The sequence below is a fragment of the Lacisediminihabitans sp. genome, from assembly GCF_036569425.1.
GTDB lineage: Bacteria > Actinomycetota > Actinomycetes > Actinomycetales > Microbacteriaceae > Lacisediminihabitans.
This window is the reverse complement of record NZ_DATCQQ010000038.1, coordinates 1-16,649: the sequence shown is the minus strand read 5'-3', so window position 1 is coordinate 16,649 and position 16,649 is coordinate 1. Positions and strand designations below refer to the sequence as shown.

Here is a 16,649-nt window from a genome sequence, read left to right as displayed (position 1 = left end):
GGATCAGCCGGTACCGTGTGCGCCGCACGCGCCGCGCGTGGCCTACCGACCGGCGTCGAGGCGCGCCATGGCGAGCCTCTCGGCGGCCTCCAGCGTCGTGATGCCCTGGTCGCGCGCGTCGGAGAAGATCGTCGCGACGGTGTCCCCGATCGCGTCGACCCGCGCCGAGATGGCGGCGAGGTCGGCGTTCGGCTCCGAGGCGAAGGCGAGATAGACCACGCCTCCCGCGTTCACGACGAAGTCGGGGGCCCAGAGGATGCCGCGGGCCGCGAGCTCGGACGCGCCCTCGCGCCGGGCGAGCTGGTTGTTTGCCGCGCCGACGACGCCGAGCACGTTGAGTTCGCTGATCACGCTCGAGGTGAGTACCCCGCCGAGTCCGCACGGCACGAGCAGGTCCGCGTGCACGCGCAGCGCGTCCGCGACGTCCACCCAGGAGGCCCCGATCTCGCGGGCGAAGTCCTGCTTGGCGAGATTCACGTCGGTGACGGTGAGTTTCGCGCCGGCCTTGGAGAGCGCGGTGGCGAGGCGGCCGCCGACCTGGCCGAGGCCGGAGATCACCATGTGGCGCCCGGCGATCTCGCGGCTGCCGAACAGCGCTTCGACCGTCGCGACGATGCTCGCGTAGACGCCGGCGGCCGTGGCATCCGCGGGTTCGCCGACGCCGCCCTGGTCGGCCGGCAGTCCGCACACGTGCTCGGTGCGCTCGGCGACGATCGCCATGAGTTCGGCGCTCGTGCCCACGTCTTCGGCGGTCATGTATGCGCCGCCGAGGCTCTCGATCGCGTCGCCGAGGTCGAGCATCGCATCGCGCTTCTGCTCCTCGGTGAGCACCGTGCCCACCGGGAGGTAGATCACGGACTTGCCGCCGCCGCGGTTGAGACCGGCTGCGGCGTTCTTGAGGGTCATGGTGGCGGAGAGTCGCAGCGAATCCGCGACGGCATCCGTCCAGTTGTCGTACTGCCACACCCGCGCTCCGCCGAGGGCCTGGCCCAGTCGGGTGGAGTGAACGGCGACGCTCATGATGAGGCCGGAACGCGGTCCGGTGGTGATGAGCACTCGTTCGTGGGTGAACGGGATGGCGGCGAGGGCATCCAGCGACGGCGATGGTTGCGTGAGCGTCAAGAGGGTTCTCCTAGGTGTGGCCTTGTGGGCTGCGGGCGACGCGCGATTGTGGTGCGCGACAGAGCCCAGCCTATGCCGATTCGACCGTCGTGGCCGAGGGGACGAAACTCTCGTGCGTTAGCATTGCTCGCCTAGGCATCGCGGGGGAGGAGAGCACCATGGCGACCGGCGAAACGAACCCCTTTCTGATCGTTCCCCCTCCCGGGATCGTGCCGGAGTCCGCGCGCGAGAAGCCCGGGCCGGCCGAGCCCCCGCCGGCGAATCCGGACGACTTCATCAGCCTTCCGCCGGGCATCGTCGACTCGGCGACCTTCCGGATCGAGGCGCAACGACCCACCCGAGCGGTGGAGCAGTCCACCGACGACATCGTGTTCTTCCCGGCGGCGCCCGGAATGCCTCCTGTCAAGCCAGCCCAGACGGCGTGGCCCTCCCGGGCTCCGGCGCCGGTCGAGGAGACGATCCTCCCGGATGCCCCGAGCGCCGGCTGGCTCCTCCGGCTGCCGGGCGGCGCGACCGTCACCATCGACTCCGCGGTGTTCATCGGGCGTGACCCATCCCGCACCCCGGAGCGCCCGACCGCCGAGCTCCTCGCGGTGGTCGACCCGGCCAGGACCGTGTCCAAAACTCACGCCTTGCTCGAGATCGACGAGGCCGGCCTGTGGGCGCACGACCTGCAGTCCACCAACGGGGTGTTCATCACCGAACCGGGCGGCGCCGAGGTGGAAATGGTCCCCGGCTCGAGGACTCTCCTGCCGCCGGGAGCCGATCTCGAGCTCGGCGACTACGTGATCCGGGTGCAGCGCGGCGCGTGACGCCTCCTCCTCAACTCCCCAGAATCGGTGTTAGCCTGTTTGGATGTTGTTCGGTCTGCTTCTCCTTCGTGGCCGCGACGGGTCCTAGCTTTCAGGCCTCCCCCTCGTCGCGGAGTGTGGCGTCGCGGGGTCTGGCGCTGGCGTAAGCGCCGCTGGCTGCCCACCGTTTGGTAGAAGGAGAGCGCACGACAAATGAACCACGTATCCCCGGCAGCACCCCGCACACTGGCCGAGAAAGTCTGGGACGACCATCTCGTCGTCAAGGGCGAAGCGGGCAGCCCCGACCTCATCTACATCGACCTGCACCTCGTGCACGAGGTCACGAGCCCGCAGGCCTTCGACGGCCTTCGCCTCGCCGGCCGGCCGGTTCGCCGCCCGGACCTGACGATCGCGACGGAAGACCACAACACCCCGACTCTCGACATCGACAAGCCGATCGCCGACCTCACGAGCCGCACCCAGATCCAGACGCTGCGCAACAACTGTGCGGAATTCGGCGTGCGGTTGCACCCGCTCGGCGACATCGAGCAGGGCATCGTGCACGTCGTCGGCCCGCAGCTCGGCCTCACGATGCCGGGCATCACCGTGGTCTGCGGCGACTCGCATACCTCAACGCACGGGGCGTTCGGTGCGATGGCGTTCGGCATCGGCACGAGCGAGGTCGAGCACGTGCTCGCCACCCAGACCCTGCCGCTCACCCCCTTCAAGACCATGGCGATCACCGTCGAGGGCCGGTTGCGCCCCGGCGTGACCGCGAAGGACATCATCCTCGCCGTGATCGCGCAGATCGGCACCGGCGGCGGTCAGGGCTACGTGCTCGAGTTCCGCGGCAGCGCCATCCGCTCGCTCTCCATGGAGGGCCGGATGACGGTCTGCAACATGTCGATCGAGGCGGGGGCGCGGGCCGGGATGATCGCGCCGGACCAGGTGACCTACGACTACCTCACGGGCCGGGCGCACGCGCCTAAGGGCGAGGACTGGGATGCCGCGGTGGCCTACTGGAGCACCCTCGGCACCGACGCCGACGCCGTGTTCGACGCCGAGGTGTTCCTCGACGCGAACGAACTCGAACCGTTCGTCACCTGGGGCACCAATCCCGGGCAGGGCGCGTCGCTCAGCGGGAACGTGCCAGACCCCTCGGCCATCGCCGACCCGAACGAACGGTCGTCGGCCGAGCGCGCTCTCGAATACATGGACCTCGCGGCGGGCACCCCGCTCAAGGAGATCCAGGTGGACGCCGTGTTCATGGGCTCCTGCACCAACAGTCGCATCGAAGATCTGCGCGCCTTCGCCTCGGTGATCAAGGGGCAGAAGAAGGCGGATGGCGTGCGCGTCATGGTCGTGCCGGGCAGCGCCCGGGTGCGAATCGAGGCCGAGGCCGAGGGCATCGACCAGATCGTGAAGGACTTCGGGGCGGAGTGGCGGTTCGCCGGCTGCTCGATGTGCCTCGGGATGAACCCCGACCAGCTCGCGCCGGGCGAGCGCTGCGCATCCACCTCCAACCGCAACTTCGAAGGGCGTCAGGGCAAGGGGGGCCGCACCCACCTCGTCTCGCCGCTCGTCGCTGCGGCGACCGCGATCCGCGGCACTCTCTCCAGCCCGTGGGACCTCGGTGTCACGGCGAACTCCACTTCGGAAGGGGTGAACGCCTGATGGACAAGGTCTCCGTGGTCACCGGCGTCGCCGTGCCGCTCGAACGCGCGAACGTCGACACCGACCAGATCATCCCCGCCGTCTTCCTCAAGCGAGTGACGAAGACCGGCTTCGACGACGCGCTCTTCTACGCGTGGCGCCAGGATCCGGACTTCGTGCTGAACCGGCCGGAATTCGCCGACGCCCGGGTGCTGATCGCCGGCCCGGACTTCGGCACCGGGTCGAGCCGGGAGCACGCCGTGTGGGCGCTGCGCGACTACGGCTTCCACGCCGTGCTCAGCCCGAGATTCGGCGACATCTTCCGCGGAAACGCGGGAAAGCAGGGCCTCCTCGCCGGCGAGATCAGCGAAGAGGACGTCGAAAAGATCTGGGCGGCAATCGAGGCCCAGCCGGGGATCGAGGCGTCGGTGGACCTCGTGTCCAAGACGGTCACGATCGGCGAGATGACCGCTCCTTTCGTAATCGATGATTACACTAGGTGGCGGCTCCTAGAAGGCCTTGATGACATAGGCCTTACGCTGCGCGATGAGGCGCAGATCACACGGTTCGAACTCGCCAGGGAGACCTGGCGGCCGCGCACCATACCCGTACAACAGGCAGTAGGTGATTGAGTGAACTCCCTTGTGAAGGATGCCCAGAAGGCTGGCGAACGAGTGGGATTGAAGTCCGATCAGATCGTGATTACCGGAGGGAATCCTCTCAAGGGTCGCATCCGCGTGCGGGGAGCGAAAAACCTCGCGACGAAGGCCATGGTCGCTGCCCTGCTCGGTGAGACGCCGAGCGTGCTGCGCGACGTGCCGGACATCAGCGATGTCGAGGTCGTGCGCGGCCTGCTCGAGGTGTACGGCGTCGTCGTGACGAGCACCGTGCCCGGCGAGCTGCGATTCGACACGAGCAATGTGGAACGCGCCCACTTCGCGGAGATCGACGCGCATGCCGGCTCGAGCCGCATCCCGATCCTGTTCTGTGGCCCGCTGCTTCACCGCCTCGGCGAGGCGCGCATCCCGGACCTCGGCGGCTGCCGCATCGGCGACCGTCCGATCGACTTCCATCTCGACGCGCTGCGCGCGTTCGGCGCCGTGGTCGACAAGAGCTTCGAGGGCATCTACATCACCGCCCCCGACGGTCTCAAGGGCGCCAACATCACGCTGCCGTACCCGAGCGTCGGCGCGACCGAGCAGGTTCTGCTCACCGCCGTGCGAGCCACGGGCACGACGGAGCTGAAGAACGCGGCGATCGAGCCGGAGATCATGGATCTCATCGCCATCCTGCAGAAAATGGGCGCCATCATCTCGGTGGAGCCCAACCGGGTGATCCTGATCGAGGGCGTCGACCGCCTCGTCGGCTACAAGCACACGGCGCTCTTCGACCGCAACGAGGTCGCGAGCTGGGCATCGGCCGCGCTCGCGACCAAGGGCGACATCTTCGTCGAGGGGGCTCGCCAGGTGGAGATGATGACCTTCCTCAACGTCTTCCGCAAGGTGGGCGGCGCGTTCGACGTGGAAGACGACGGCATCCGCTTCTACCGTCCGGAGGGCGACCTCAAGCCGGTGACGATCGAGACCGACGTGCATCCCGGCTTCATGACCGACTGGCAGCAGCCGCTCATCGTCGCCCTCACCCAGGCGACGGGCGTCTCCTATGTGCACGAGACCGTGTACGAGGACCGTTTCGGGTTCACGGATGCTCTCAACGAGATGGGCGCGAACATCGTCGTGCACAAGGAGGGCCTGCCCGACCACCCTCGGAGGGTCGCCAGGCGCGACTTCGAGCAGGCGGCCGTGATCACCGGGCCGACGAAGCTGCACGGAGCGAACGTGCGCGTGCCCGACCTGCGCGGCGGGTTCAGCTACCTCATCGCGGCGCTCAGCGCCGATGGTGTGTCGACCGTCAGCAACGTGGGCATCATCAGTCGCGGCTATGAGCACTTCATCGACAAGCTCGAGGTGCTCGGGGCCGACTTTGTCTTCGAGGGATAACTCGGCAGTGCCGCGAGAGAACACGCCAGAACACCAGAGGTCAGAGAAGATCCCGATCTTCCGCCTTCTGGCGCTGCTGTTGATTCCGCCGATGGAGTTTCTCGCCCGCTACGTGATCATCGACGGCGACAAGCTGCCGAAGCACGGCGCGTTCGTCTTCGCGCCCAATCACTACAGCGAGATCGACCCCGTCGTGATCGGGCGCGTGATGTACAAGCTCGGGCGCGCCCCGCGGTACCTGACCAAGGCATCCCTCTTCACGGTCCCCGTGCTCGGCTGGTTCCTGCGCACCTCGGGCCAGATCCCGGTCGAGAGGTCTGGCGTCTCGCGCGGCAGCGACCCCATCGCCTCGGCGAACAAGCTCGTGCGTGACGGCCTCGCCGTGGTGATCTATCCGGAGGGATCCCTCACGAGAGACCCGCGCCTGTGGCCGATGCGCGGCAAGACGGGCGCGGTGCGGATGGCGCTCGCGGCCGGCGTGCCGCTCATCCCGGTGGCGCACTGGGGCACCCAGTTCGTGATGCCGCGCTACGGTAAGAAGATCAGCCTGTTCCCGCGCAAGACCATCACGGTGAAGATCGGCGACCCCGTGGACCTGTCGGCCTTCGCGGGCCGCGGACTCGATCCGAGCACCCTTCACGAGGCGACCGCCGTGCTCATGGCCGCCATCACCTCCCTGCTCGTCGACCTTCGCGGCGAGCCAGCCCCCGCTGAACCGTGGGATCCGACGAAGCATAGACAGAGTGAGACCGGTCGATTTGAGTAACACCATGCCCATCCGTATCACGGCGCCCGGCGCGCGCAGGGTCGCCGTGCTCGGCGCCGGCAGCTGGGGCACCACCTTCGCGAAGGTGCTCGCCGACGGCGGAGCCGACGTCGCCCTGTGGGCACGCCGAGCCGAGCTCGCGCGCGAGATCTCCCAGTCGAAGCGCAACAGCGACTACCTGCCCGGCATCAACCTGCCCCGCAACCTCTGGTCGAGCCCCCGAATCCCCGAGGTGATGGACGGCGCCGAGATCGTCTTCGTCTCGATCCCCAGCCAGTCCCTGCGGGAGAACCTGCGGATCATCCGCGACGTGATCCCCGCCAACGCCATCGTCGTGAGCCTCATGAAGGGCGTCGAGAAGGGCACCCGGTTCCGGATGAGCGAGGTGATCCAACAGGAGCTGCAGATCGATGAGAGCCGCATCGCCGTGGCATCCGGCCCCAACCTCGCGCTGGAGATCGCGAAGGAACAGCCGACAGCCGCCGTGGTCGCGTCGACGAGCCTCGAGACCGCGACGATGGTGGCCGAGCTGGCCACCAATCCGTACTTCCGGTCCTTCGTCAACACCGATGTGATCGGCACCGAGTTCGGCGGTGTGCTGAAGAACCTGATCGCCGTGGCGATCGGCATCGTCGACGGCGTCGGCTACGGCGAGAACACGAAGGCGTCGATCATCACCCGCGGGCTCGTGGAGATGACCGACTTCGCGGTGGCCTACGGTGGCCTCGCGCAGACGCTCTCCGGTCTCGCCGGGCTCGGCGACCTCATCGCCACCTGCGAGTCCCCGCTCTCCCGCAACAACACGGCTGGCCGACTCCTCGGCCAGGGCTACAGCTTCACGGATGTCGTGGCCCAGATGAACCAGACGGCGGAGGGGCTGTCGTCGGTGGCCCCCATCCTCGAGCTCGCGGCGGCGAAGGGCGTGGACATGCCGATCGTGCTTCAGGTGGCCGGCGTGCTCGCCGGCACGATGAACCCCCGCGACATCGCGCCGCACCTCACCACCGACACCGACAAGCCGGCGATCCTCGTCGAGTAACGGGCGCCGCGGAATGGGCTCCCGGCCTAGCCGGTGGGGCTCGGCGTCGGGGTCGGGGTGTTCGTTCCGAGCACGTCGTCGCGGCTGAGGCACTTCGACGTCTGCTTGATCGAGCCGACGGCGTTGGCCAGTTCGTCGAGGTACTGGGTGCCCTGCCCATTGGTGAGGCGGGAGTCGACGATCACTTCGATTGCCGGGGTGCGCCCGAAGGTCGTGAACACGTAGACGGGCGCCTTCGAGCTGTCGCGCAGCCAGTCGATGCCGCTGACCGTGTGGCACGCGTCCTTGGTGGGCCCGGGAGGCGTCACGCCGCAGCGCAGCAGGATGGCGGCCGGGTTGCCCCACGCGCTCGTCGCCTGGGCGTTGGTCTGGCGGATGGTCTCGTCCGCGAGGGAGTGCGGCAGGCGCACGATCACCTCGGCGCAATCGGGGTTCGTGGCGTCGGCGGCGGGGGTGAGCGGCACCGTGGGGGTGCACGCGACGACGGCCAGGAGAAAGAGCGGTGCGAGCGCGGCGAGGGCGCCGGCCCTGAGCTTCGAGTTCATCGCTTTCAGGCTACCGTTTCGCGCCGGGGGCAACCTGCGCTCGACGACGGGTGCCCCGTGCGCACATCCGCGTTTCTCTGCCCGCCCGCGTTTCTCCGGAGGTTTCGCGGACATCCGGATGCTGAGGCCCGGACTCGCGGGCAACGCGCGCTCGCGCCTGCCCCGCGACTCGCAAACCTCCGGAGAAACGTTGGTTCGCGGCGGATCTGGTCACACCTCGATCTCGCCTCCGACGGTGCGGAGGTGGTCGCGGAAGCTCAGCCCGGGAGTGCGCTCCCGGCTGGCGAGGAAGTCGTCGAAGCGCACCTGGCTGCGCAGCGAGACCCCGGACCGGATGCGCTCCGCCTGCAGCCGCTCGGTGTCCCTGATCGACTCGGCGAGGGCGAAGACCTGCTCGGCCTCTGCGGCCGCGACGAACAGCACGCCGTCTTCGTCTCCGAAGACGAGGTCGCCGCGACCCACGGTCCACTCGCCGACCGTTGCGGCATCCAACGCGTCTGGCGCCCGGTCGCCGACACTCAACGGCCCGGTCGGGATGGCGCCGAGGCTGAACAGCAGCAGGCCGATGGCGAGGATGTCGACGGTGTCGCGGTGGAGTCCCCACACCGCGATGCCGCCCAGTCCGGCGGCCGCGGCCTCGAGGGCCACCAGGTCGCCCACGCAGCTCTCGTCGAGCCGCCCGCCGTTGTCGACCACGAGCACGTCGCCCGGCGCGCACGACTCGAAGGCCTCGAGGAAGACGTCGACACTGCCGACATGCCGCACCGGAATAACCCGGCCCGCAAGGCGCATGCCGGACGCCAGCGCGACGAGGCCGGTCGGCGCGCACCGCGCGACGAGGCCGGTCGGTGCGCACCGCACGGCGAGCCCGGCGCGAACGCAGCCGTCGGCGAGGTGGGCGGCCGCGAGTTCCCCGAACCTGCGCGCCAGGGTGTCGTTGTCCATGGGTGTCGTTTCCTCGCTCGGCCCGAGGCCGTTGCACATAACGGTAGCGTTTGAGGCATGCCTTCCCCGCGCGACCACGACAGCCTCGCCAGCATCGGGGAGAGCGCGGCGCTGCTCCGGATCTTTCCCCGACTGCCCGACTCGGCGGCCGGCCTTCTCGGGCCGGGCGACGACGCGGCGGTGGTATCCGCGCCGGACGGCCGCTTCGTGGTGACGACGGACATGATGATCCACGGTCCGGACTTTCGTCTCGCCTGGTCGACGCCGCACGATCTCGGCTGGAAGGCCGCGGCATCCAACCTCTCGGACATCGCCGCGATGGGCGCCGTGCCGACCGCGCTGGTGGTGGCGATCGCCGCCCCGGCCGACTCGCCAGTCACTCTGCTCGAAGGCATCGCGGACGGGCTGCGGGACGCGTGCGCCGCGCTCGCGCCCGGCTGCGGCGTGGTCGGGGGCGACCTCTCCGTATCGCCGACGCTCACGATCGCCGTCACCGCTTTCGGTGACCTCGAGGGCCGCCCGCCCGTGCTGCGCTCCGGAGCGCGGGTGGGCGACATCGTCGCGGTGGCCGGTGTGCTCGGCGAGGCCGCCGCCGCCCTCTCGCTCCTCTTCACAGAGGCGGTCGACCCGCTCGGACATCCGGATGCCCGGCTCGCGGCCGCCCTGCGCCTGCGCACCGCGCCGCAGCTCGCGCCGACGCCGCCGATTTCCGCGGGGCGGGTCGCCGCGTTCGCCGGGGCGACCGCGATGCTCGACCTGAGCGACGGGCTCGCCATCGACTCGGCCCGGCTCGCGCGGGCGAGCGGGCTGGGAATCGACTTCGAACTTGCCTCGCTCGGCGCTAGTGGCGCCGACCCGGCCCTGGCGCTCGGCGGCGGCGAGGACCACTCGCTGCTCGCAACGTTCCCCGCCGGGACGCCGTTGCCCGCGCCGTTCCGCCGCATCGGAGTCTGCGTGGCCGGGGAGGGACTCACCGTGGACGGGGCGCCCCACGATTCGGTCGGCTGGGACCCGTACCGCGACTGGAGTGGGTCCGCCGGGTAGCGGTATTGGCCAGCTCGCCCGCGTTCGTTCGGCCCATGTTGCGCGGCAAGGCGTGGCGCGGCTCGGGTTCCGGCCGCCGCCGGCCGCCGCCTGTCGCCGCCTGTCGCCGCCTGACGCCGCGGAGGGCGTCGTGCCGCCGCGACTCGAGCCGAACCGAGCTGCGCCGAGCCGCACCGCGCCGAGCCGCGCCGCGCCGAGCCGCGGGGCGTCAGACGGCTCGGGCCCACCAGAGCGTCGTGTCGCCGTAGTCCTTGCGGCGGTCGAGCTCGATTCCGGATGGCCACCCGGGTTCCGGGGACCGGCTGCTGCGTTCGACCATGACGACGGCGTCCGCGGCGAGGCGCCGGGACAGGGACTCGAGGCTCTGCGCGAGTTCGGCTTCGTCGAGTTCGTACGGCGGATCCAGGAAGGCGAGATCCCACTCGTCGAGGGTCGAGTCGAGGAAGGCCTGGGCGGCCTGTCCAGACACGACGACACGCAGATCATTGCCCTTCGGGGCCCGGCTCAGCACGACGGCGGCGTTCTTGCGGCACACGGTGGTGGCGGCGGCGACGCGGTCGACGAGGGTCACGTGCGCAGCGCCCCGGCTCGCGGCCTCGAGGCCGAGCGCGCCCGAGCCGGCGTAGAGGTCGAGCACGCGGGCTCCGGCGATGACGTCCCGGGCGTCGAGGGCCGAGAAGATCGCCTCGCGAACCCGGTCGCTGGTGGGGCGGGTGCCGGAGCCCGGCGTCGCGAGGGTCAGGGAACCGGCGAACCCGGCGATGATGCGTGTCATGGCGCAACGAGCCTACCGGCGGCCGTGCTGTCCCCGGCCCCGGACCCTCGAGCCCGCGTTTCTCCGGAGGTTCGTGGATCGGAGCAGCGTTGCGGCCGGCGCGAGGCCCGAAAGCGCGGGCCGCAGCATCCGGCGGATCGCGAAACCTCCGGAGAAACGCGAGTTAGGCGAAGAAACGCGCGTGAGGCGGGAAACCTGCACGCGGCTCTGCCAATTGTTAACCGTGCGGGATTACCGTGGGAGGCATGGCTCCCGATTTTCGCAAGCCGTTCCGCGTCATGACGTTTCGCACTCGTCAACTGCCGCCGAGCGTCGTCCAAGAGACCCCCGAGGTCACCACTCCGCTTCGGCCGAGCCTGGTCAACAACGCGATCTACGAAGACGGATGCCGCGTCGCGACCCTCGACTCCCTCGACGACACGTTCGCGGCGCTTGAGGCGCGCCCTGGCTCGATGGCGTGGATCGGGCTCTACCGCCCGACCACGGAGGAGATCACCTCGCTCGCCGACCAGTTCGGCCTGCACGAGCTCGCCGTCGAAGACGCGATCGTCGCCCACCAGCGGCCGAAGATCGAGCGCTACGGGTCGACGCTGTTCGTGGTGTTGCGCGCCGCCCGTTACCTCGACGCGAAGGAGGAGGTGGAGTTCGGCGAGCTCCACGTGTTCGTCGGCCAGAACTTCGTGATCACGGTGCGGCACGCCGAGTCGCCGGACCTCTCGCTGGTGCGCGGCCGCCTCGAGGGCACCCCCGAACTGCTCGCCCGCGGCGCCGAGGCGGTGCTATACGCGATCCTCGACGCCGTGGTCGACGGCTACGCGCCCGTCGTCGCCGGCCTCTCCAACGACATCGACGAGATCGAAACGCAGGTGTTCGACGGGGACCCGAGCGTCTCCCGACGCATCTACGAGCTGTCCCGCGAGGTGATCGATTTCGAGCGCGCAGCCCGTCCGCTCATCGGCATGCTCGACCAGATCTCGCACGGGTTCGAGAAGTACAAGATCGGCGAGGACCTGCAGCAATACCTGCGGGATGTCGCCGACCACGTGACGAACGTCAACGAGCGCATCGAGGAGTTCCGCATCCTGCTGCGCGACATCCTCGCCGTGAATGCGACGCTCGTGGCCCAACGCCAGAACGAGGACATGCAGAAGGTGGGGGAGGCGAGCAACCGCCAGGCGGAGGAGGCACGCAAGATCTCCGCATGGGCCGCCATCCTGTTCGCGCCCTCGATCATCACCGGAATCTACGGGATGAACTTTCACGTGATGCCGGAGCTGGCCTGGCCGCTGGCCTACCCGATCGCGATCCTGCTGATGGTGGCGGTGAGCGGTGGGTTGTTCGCGATCTTCCGCAACCGGCGGTGGCTGTGACCATGGATGGCGTGCAGACGGCGGAAGCGGAACGCTCAGAACTCGACGACCTTCTCACGCCGTCGGACGCCGGCGCGGATCGGCGGCGGGCATCCCTCGCGGTGCAGCTTGTCGTGGTGATCGGAGCGGTGTCTGCACTCTGCGTGGTCGCCGTGCTCGTGATCACCGTCGCGGCGCCGGTCGTGGCGGAGGTCGTCGCAACACTCATCGCGCGGCTCGGAACCATCCCGTACTAGCGGGGTCGGCAGTCGCGGGTACCCTCGGAGGGTGGAATCCCCCCTCGACGCGAAGCTCAGCACCGCCCTCGGCGGGCGCACGGCCGCGGCGATCGAGAAGGGCCTCGGGCTCGCGACGGTCGGCGACCTTCTGAGCCACTATCCGCGCCGGTACGCGCAGCGCGGTGAGCTCACTGCGCTCACCGAGCTGCCGCTCGACGAGAACGTCACGATCGTCGCGGAGGTGATCGAGAGCCGGGAGAGGCCGATGCGGGCCAAGCGCGGGTCGATCCTCGAGGTGCGGATCAGCGACGGAAAGGGCACCCTCACCCTCACCTTCTTCAACCAGGCCTGGCGCGCCAGGGAGCTGCGGCCCGGAGTGCGCGGGATCTTCGCCGGCAAGGTGGGCGACTACCGGGGCACGATGCAGCTCGCGCACCCCGACTACGAACTCTTCGAGGCGGCGGATGCGGACGGCGAGACCGCGGCCGGCGACGAGCTGGCCCGCAAGTGGGCCGAGCTGCCGATCTCGATCTACCCGGCCACGGCCACCGTGGCCTCCTGGCAGCTGCAGAAGGCGATCGGCGTGGTGCTCGACACCCTGCCGCCGCTCGCCGACCCGGTGCCGGGGCAGGTGCGCGGCGAACGCAAGCTCATGAGCTATTCCCGGGCGGTCGAGCTGATCCACCGGCCGCAGAAGGACGCGGACTGGGGGGCGGCGCGCAAGGCGCTGCGGTTCCAGGAGGCGTTCGTGCTGCAGGCGGCGCTACTGCAGCAGCGGCAGGCGTTGCGCGAGCAGGCCGCCGTGCCGCGCGTGCCCAAGGCGGGCGGATACCTGGAGCGATTCGACGCCCAACTCGCCTTCACCCTCACCGGCGACCAGACCACGGTCGGCGCCGAGATTGCCGACGACATTGCCGCGACGGCGCCGATGAACCGGCTCGTGCAGGGCGAGGTGGGGTCCGGCAAGACGCTCGTGGCGCTGCGGGCGATGCTCGCCGTGGCGGATTCCGGTGGCCAGTCGGCGCTTCTGGCGCCCACCGAGGTGTTGGCCGGCCAGCACCTGCGGTCGATCGTGAAGACCCTCGGACCGGATCTGGCCGCCTCCTTGCGGCCCGCGATCATCACCGGGCAGCTTCCGGCCGCCGACAAGCGCAAGGCCATGCTCGCCGCCGTCTCCGGCCAGGCGAACATCGTCGTCGGCACGCACGCCCTGATGAGTGAGAGCGTCGGCTTCTTCGACCTCGGACTCGTCGTCGTCGACGAGCAGCACCGCTTCGGCGTCGAACAGCGCGAGGCCCTGCGCCGCAAGGGCGCGACTCCGCCGCACGTGCTCGTGCTCACCGCCACGCCCATCCCGCGCACGGTCGCGATGACGGTCTTCGGCGACCTGGACGTGTCGACGATCGCGGAGCTGCCGTCCGGCCGGGTGCCGATCCAGAGCTTCGTCGTGCCGCTCGCCGACAAGCCAGGCTGGGTGAACCGGGTCTGGGAGCGCCTCGCCGAGGAACTCGCGAAGGGCAGGCAGGGTTTCGTCGTGTGCCCGGCGATCGACTCGACGACGGTGGACGACACCGACGACGAACTCGAGTCGAGTCCGGCCAAGCGGGCGAACGTCACCGATGTTCTCGCCGAACTGCGCGCGAACCCGCTGCTGTCATCCGCCCGCATCGAGGCACTGCACGGGCGGTTGCCGAGCGAGGAGAAGGACGCGATCATGCGCGCGTTTGCCCGGGGCGAGATCGACGTGCTCGTCGCGACGACCGTGATCGAGGTGGGCGTCGACGTTCCGAACGCGTCGACGATGGTGATCCTGGACGCCGACCGGTTCGGCGTCTCGCAGCTGCACCAGCTTCGGGGACGGGTGGGTCGCGGTGGCGTGCCGGGGCTGTGCCTCATGGTGACGGATGCCGAGGATGGCACGATGGCTCGCGAGCGCGTCGAGGTGGTCGCCTCCACCCTCGACGGCTTCGAACTCGCGCAGAAGGACCTCGAACTGCGGCAGGAGGGCGACGTGCTCGGCAGCGTGCAGTCCGGCGGCCGGTCGTCCCTGCGCCTGCTGCGGGTGGCCAGGGACGGCGAGCTCATCACCGAGGCCCGCGCGATCGCCAGGGTGGTGCTCGACGACGACCCGGTGCTCGCGGGCCATCCCGCGCTGCGGGCGGCGCTCGATCGCCGCCTCGACGAGGCAAGTCGGGACTTCCTCGCCAAGAGTTAGCCGTACTCTGCAATAGGACTTCCTCCGCAACGAGACTCACTCCGCAACGAGACTCACTCCGCAACAGGACTCACTCCGCAACAGGACTCACTCCGCAAGGGGAGGCGATGGTCACGAGTCCGTAACGTCGAGCCGATAGTCTCAGAGGCATGAACAGGATCGCCGTCGTCCCTGGTTCCTTCGACCCCGTGACCCTCGGTCATTTGGATGTCATCGAGCGCGCTGCGGGGATCTTCGATCAGCTGCACGTTCTGGTCGTGCACAACCCGGACAAGTCGGCCCTGCTCCCCGTGGCCCAGCGCGTGGCCCTCATCGAGCGGGCGATCGCCGAGGGCGGCCTGCCGGAGAACATCACGGTCACGTCCTGGAGCGTCGGTCTGCTCGTCGACTACTGCACCGACGTCGGCGCGAGCGTGCTCGTGAAGGGTGTGCGTTCACAGGTGGATGTGGCCTACGAGACGCCCATGGCGATCGTCAACCGCAACCTCGCCGGGGTGGAGACGATCTTCATGCTGCCGGATCCGGCCCACGCCCACGTGTCGAGTTCGCTCGTTCGCCAGGTCGCGGCGCTCGGAGGCGACGTGAGCCCGTACGTGCCGCGCTCGGTGGCCGACTTCCTCCAGAAGCTGTAGCCCGGTCCGCCTCAGCCCGGTCCGCCTCAGCCCGGTCCGCTCCGGCCGGGACCGGCCGCGGAAACGGCGGCAAATGTTCAGGTGGCAGGATGGAGGAATGCTTCCCCTCAAACTCGGTTACAAGGCGTCCGCTGAGCAGTTCGACCCGCGTGAGCTGGTGGAGATCGCGGTGGCCGCCGAGGCGCACGGCATGGAGAGCGTCGCGGTGAGCGACCACTTCCAGCCGTGGCGGCACGCCGGCGGGCATGCGCCGTTCTCGCTCGCCTGGATGGCGGCGGTCGGCGAACGGACGAAGACGGTGCAGATCGGCACCTCGGTGATGACGCCGACGTTCCGCTACAACCCGGCCGTGATCGCCCAGGCGTTCGCGACGATGGGATGCCTGTACCCGGGGCGGATCATGCTCGGGGTCGGCACCGGGGAGGCGTTGAACGAGATCGCGACCGGATTCCGCGGTGCGGGCGAGCAGGACTGGCCGGAGTTCAAGGAGCGATTCGCCCGGTTGCGCGAGGCGGTGGCCCTGATGCGCCAGCTGTGGACAGAGGACAGGGTCGACTTCCAGGGCGAGTACTACTCCACCCACGGAGCATCCATCTATGACCGCCCGGACTTCCCGGTGCCGGTGTATATCGCGGCCGGCGGCCCCGTCGTTGCCCGCTACGCCGGGCGGGCCGGCGACGGCTTCATCTGCACCTCCGGCAAGGGCATCGAGCTCTATACGGAGCAACTCATCCCGGCGGTTCAGGAAGGTGCGGACAAGGCCGGCCGGGATTCCGCCGGCATCGACCGGATGATCGAAATCAAGCTCTCCTACGACACCTCGGTCGAGGCGGCGCTGGAGAACACCCGGTTCTGGGCCCCGCTGGCGCTCTCCAAGGAGCAGAAGCACGACATCACCGACCCGATCGAGATGGAGGCCGCGGCGGATGCCCTGCCGATCGAGCGGATCGCCTCCCGCTTCATCGTGGGCGCCGACCCCGAGGTCGTGGTCGCGGAGATCAAGACCTACCTCGACGCCGGCTTCAACCACCTCGTGTTCCACGGCCCGGGCCAGGACCAGCGGCGCTTCCTCGCCCTCTTCGAGAAGGACCTAGCGCCGCGTCTGCGCGCCCTGGCGTAACGCGGAAGGCCGCCGTCGGGGCGATTCCCGACGGCGGCCTCCGGCGCATCCGGCTTCATCAGCGGCGCGGCAGGTTGAGGCCGAGCCACCGTTCGGTGGCGCGCTCTCGATCGAGGCGGGCGACGTGCTGCTCGAAGCGGCGGGCACGCCGCTCGCGCGACTCGACGTCGAGCGGGCGACGACCCCACTTGATCAGGGCCACGCCGAGGTGCAGCGCTGCCCGGTCGAGCAGGCTCACCCGGCGAACCGGGCGCTCCTGACGGTGATGCCCGGGTTGGGGCGGATGATCGTGCCGACCGGGATTGGTCGACACGGCGTTGTGAGACGCGGTGGCATTCATTCGTGCTGTTCCTCTGCTGGCGGCAGCGGGCGCGGGCGAACGCGGTCGCGTTCACCGTCGCCCGATGCGGCGGG

The 16,649-nt window shown here is 69.5% G+C and carries 17 protein-coding genes; 12 read left to right on the top strand and 5 right to left on the bottom strand.

Going from position 1 to position 16,649, the window contains the following annotated elements; translation table 11 throughout:
• Window positions 1–42: 42 nt before the first annotated feature.
• Window positions 43–1,122 (bottom strand): Glu/Leu/Phe/Val dehydrogenase family protein, encoded by a 1,080-nt coding sequence (locus tag VIM54_RS07445; RefSeq protein ID WP_331900191.1) that lies wholly within the window; start codon window positions 1,120–1,122, stop codon window positions 43–45.
• A 158-nt stretch (window positions 1,123–1,280) separates the two neighbouring features.
• Between VIM54_RS07445 and VIM54_RS07440 the strand changes: the two genes are divergently transcribed.
• The 6 genes from VIM54_RS07440 to VIM54_RS07415 all read left to right on the top strand — a co-directional run bounded on the left by VIM54_RS07440 (window position 1,281) and on the right by VIM54_RS07415 (window position 7,371).
• The gene (locus tag VIM54_RS07440) at window positions 1,281–1,934 is read left to right on the top strand and encodes an FHA domain-containing protein (protein WP_331900190.1); all 654 of its coding nucleotides are present in this window, start codon (window positions 1,281–1,283) and stop codon (window positions 1,932–1,934) included.
• 192 nt (window positions 1,935–2,126) lie between these two features.
• Window positions 2,127–3,587: a 3-isopropylmalate dehydratase large subunit gene (leuC, locus tag VIM54_RS07435; RefSeq protein ID WP_331900189.1), complete on the top strand. Its 1,461-nt coding sequence runs from the start codon at window positions 2,127–2,129 to the stop codon at window positions 3,585–3,587.
• Window positions 3,587–4,198, top strand: coding sequence for a 3-isopropylmalate dehydratase small subunit (leuD, locus tag VIM54_RS07430; RefSeq protein ID WP_331900187.1), 612 nt, complete (start codon window positions 3,587–3,589; stop codon window positions 4,196–4,198). The genes leuC and leuD overlap by 1 nt, the downstream gene beginning before the upstream one ends.
• Window positions 4,199–5,566, top strand: coding sequence for a UDP-N-acetylglucosamine 1-carboxyvinyltransferase (gene murA / locus VIM54_RS07425; RefSeq protein ID WP_331900185.1), 1,368 nt, complete (start codon window positions 4,199–4,201; stop codon window positions 5,564–5,566).
• 7 nt (window positions 5,567–5,573) lie between these two features.
• Window positions 5,574–6,332 carry a lysophospholipid acyltransferase family protein gene (locus VIM54_RS07420; protein ID WP_414673195.1) on the top strand — a complete coding sequence of 253 codons (759 nt, stop codon included), beginning with the start codon at window positions 5,574–5,576 and terminating at the stop codon, window positions 6,330–6,332.
• Window positions 6,333–6,336: 4 nt separating this feature from the next.
• The gene (locus VIM54_RS07415) at window positions 6,337–7,371 is read left to right on the top strand and encodes an NAD(P)H-dependent glycerol-3-phosphate dehydrogenase (protein WP_331900184.1); all 1,035 of its coding nucleotides are present in this window, start codon (window positions 6,337–6,339) and stop codon (window positions 7,369–7,371) included.
• A 26-nt stretch (window positions 7,372–7,397) separates the two neighbouring features.
• On the opposite strand, the gene VIM54_RS07410 is transcribed toward VIM54_RS07415, so the two are convergent.
• Together VIM54_RS07410 and VIM54_RS07405 are read right to left on the bottom strand one after the other, a co-directional pair.
• Complete coding sequence (locus VIM54_RS07410) at window positions 7,398–7,916, bottom strand: DUF3515 family protein (RefSeq protein ID WP_331900182.1); 519 nt, start codon at window positions 7,914–7,916, stop codon at window positions 7,398–7,400.
• A gap of 210 nt (window positions 7,917–8,126) precedes the next feature.
• Window positions 8,127–8,861 carry an RraA family protein gene (locus VIM54_RS07405; protein WP_331900180.1) on the bottom strand — a complete coding sequence of 245 codons (735 nt, stop codon included), beginning with the start codon at window positions 8,859–8,861 and terminating at the stop codon, window positions 8,127–8,129.
• Between the two features lie 57 nt (window positions 8,862–8,918).
• Between VIM54_RS07405 and thiL the strand changes: the two genes are divergently transcribed.
• Window positions 8,919–9,905, top strand: a complete 987-nt coding sequence (thiL, locus tag VIM54_RS07400; protein WP_331900179.1) for a thiamine-phosphate kinase — start codon at window positions 8,919–8,921, stop codon at window positions 9,903–9,905.
• A 208-nt stretch (window positions 9,906–10,113) separates the two neighbouring features.
• On the opposite strand, the gene rsmD is transcribed toward thiL, so the two are convergent.
• Window positions 10,114–10,680 (bottom strand): 16S rRNA (guanine(966)-N(2))-methyltransferase RsmD, encoded by a 567-nt coding sequence (gene rsmD, locus VIM54_RS07395; protein ID WP_331900178.1) that lies wholly within the window; start codon window positions 10,678–10,680, stop codon window positions 10,114–10,116.
• Window positions 10,681–10,925: 245 nt separating this feature from the next.
• Between rsmD and VIM54_RS07390 the strand changes: the two genes are divergently transcribed.
• The 5 genes from VIM54_RS07390 (at window position 10,926) to fgd (ending at window position 16,235) form a co-directional block, all read left to right on the top strand.
• Window positions 10,926–12,050, top strand: a complete 1,125-nt coding sequence (locus VIM54_RS07390) for a magnesium and cobalt transport protein CorA (RefSeq protein ID WP_331900177.1) — start codon at window positions 10,926–10,928, stop codon at window positions 12,048–12,050.
• Window positions 12,051–12,052: 2 nt separating this feature from the next.
• Entirely contained in the window at window positions 12,053–12,286 is a 234-nt protein-coding gene (locus VIM54_RS07385) for a hypothetical protein (RefSeq protein ID WP_331900175.1), read from the top strand.
• Between the two features lie 31 nt (window positions 12,287–12,317).
• The gene (locus VIM54_RS07380; protein WP_331900173.1) at window positions 12,318–14,483 is read left to right on the top strand and encodes an ATP-dependent DNA helicase RecG; all 2,166 of its coding nucleotides are present in this window, start codon (window positions 12,318–12,320) and stop codon (window positions 14,481–14,483) included.
• A gap of 149 nt (window positions 14,484–14,632) precedes the next feature.
• Window positions 14,633–15,115: a pantetheine-phosphate adenylyltransferase gene (gene coaD, locus VIM54_RS07375; protein ID WP_147783926.1), complete on the top strand. Its 483-nt coding sequence runs from the start codon at window positions 14,633–14,635 to the stop codon at window positions 15,113–15,115.
• 97 nt (window positions 15,116–15,212) lie between these two features.
• A complete protein-coding gene (fgd, locus tag VIM54_RS07370) occupies window positions 15,213–16,235 on the top strand; it encodes a glucose-6-phosphate dehydrogenase (coenzyme-F420) (protein WP_331900172.1) in 1,023 nt (340 codons plus the stop codon).
• Window positions 16,236–16,293: 58 nt separating this feature from the next.
• Here fgd and VIM54_RS07365 read toward each other — a convergent pair whose 3' ends face one another.
• Window positions 16,294–16,575 carry a hypothetical protein gene (locus VIM54_RS07365; RefSeq protein ID WP_331900171.1) on the bottom strand — a complete coding sequence of 94 codons (282 nt, stop codon included), beginning with the start codon at window positions 16,573–16,575 and terminating at the stop codon, window positions 16,294–16,296.
• Window positions 16,576–16,649: the final 74 nt, after the last annotated feature.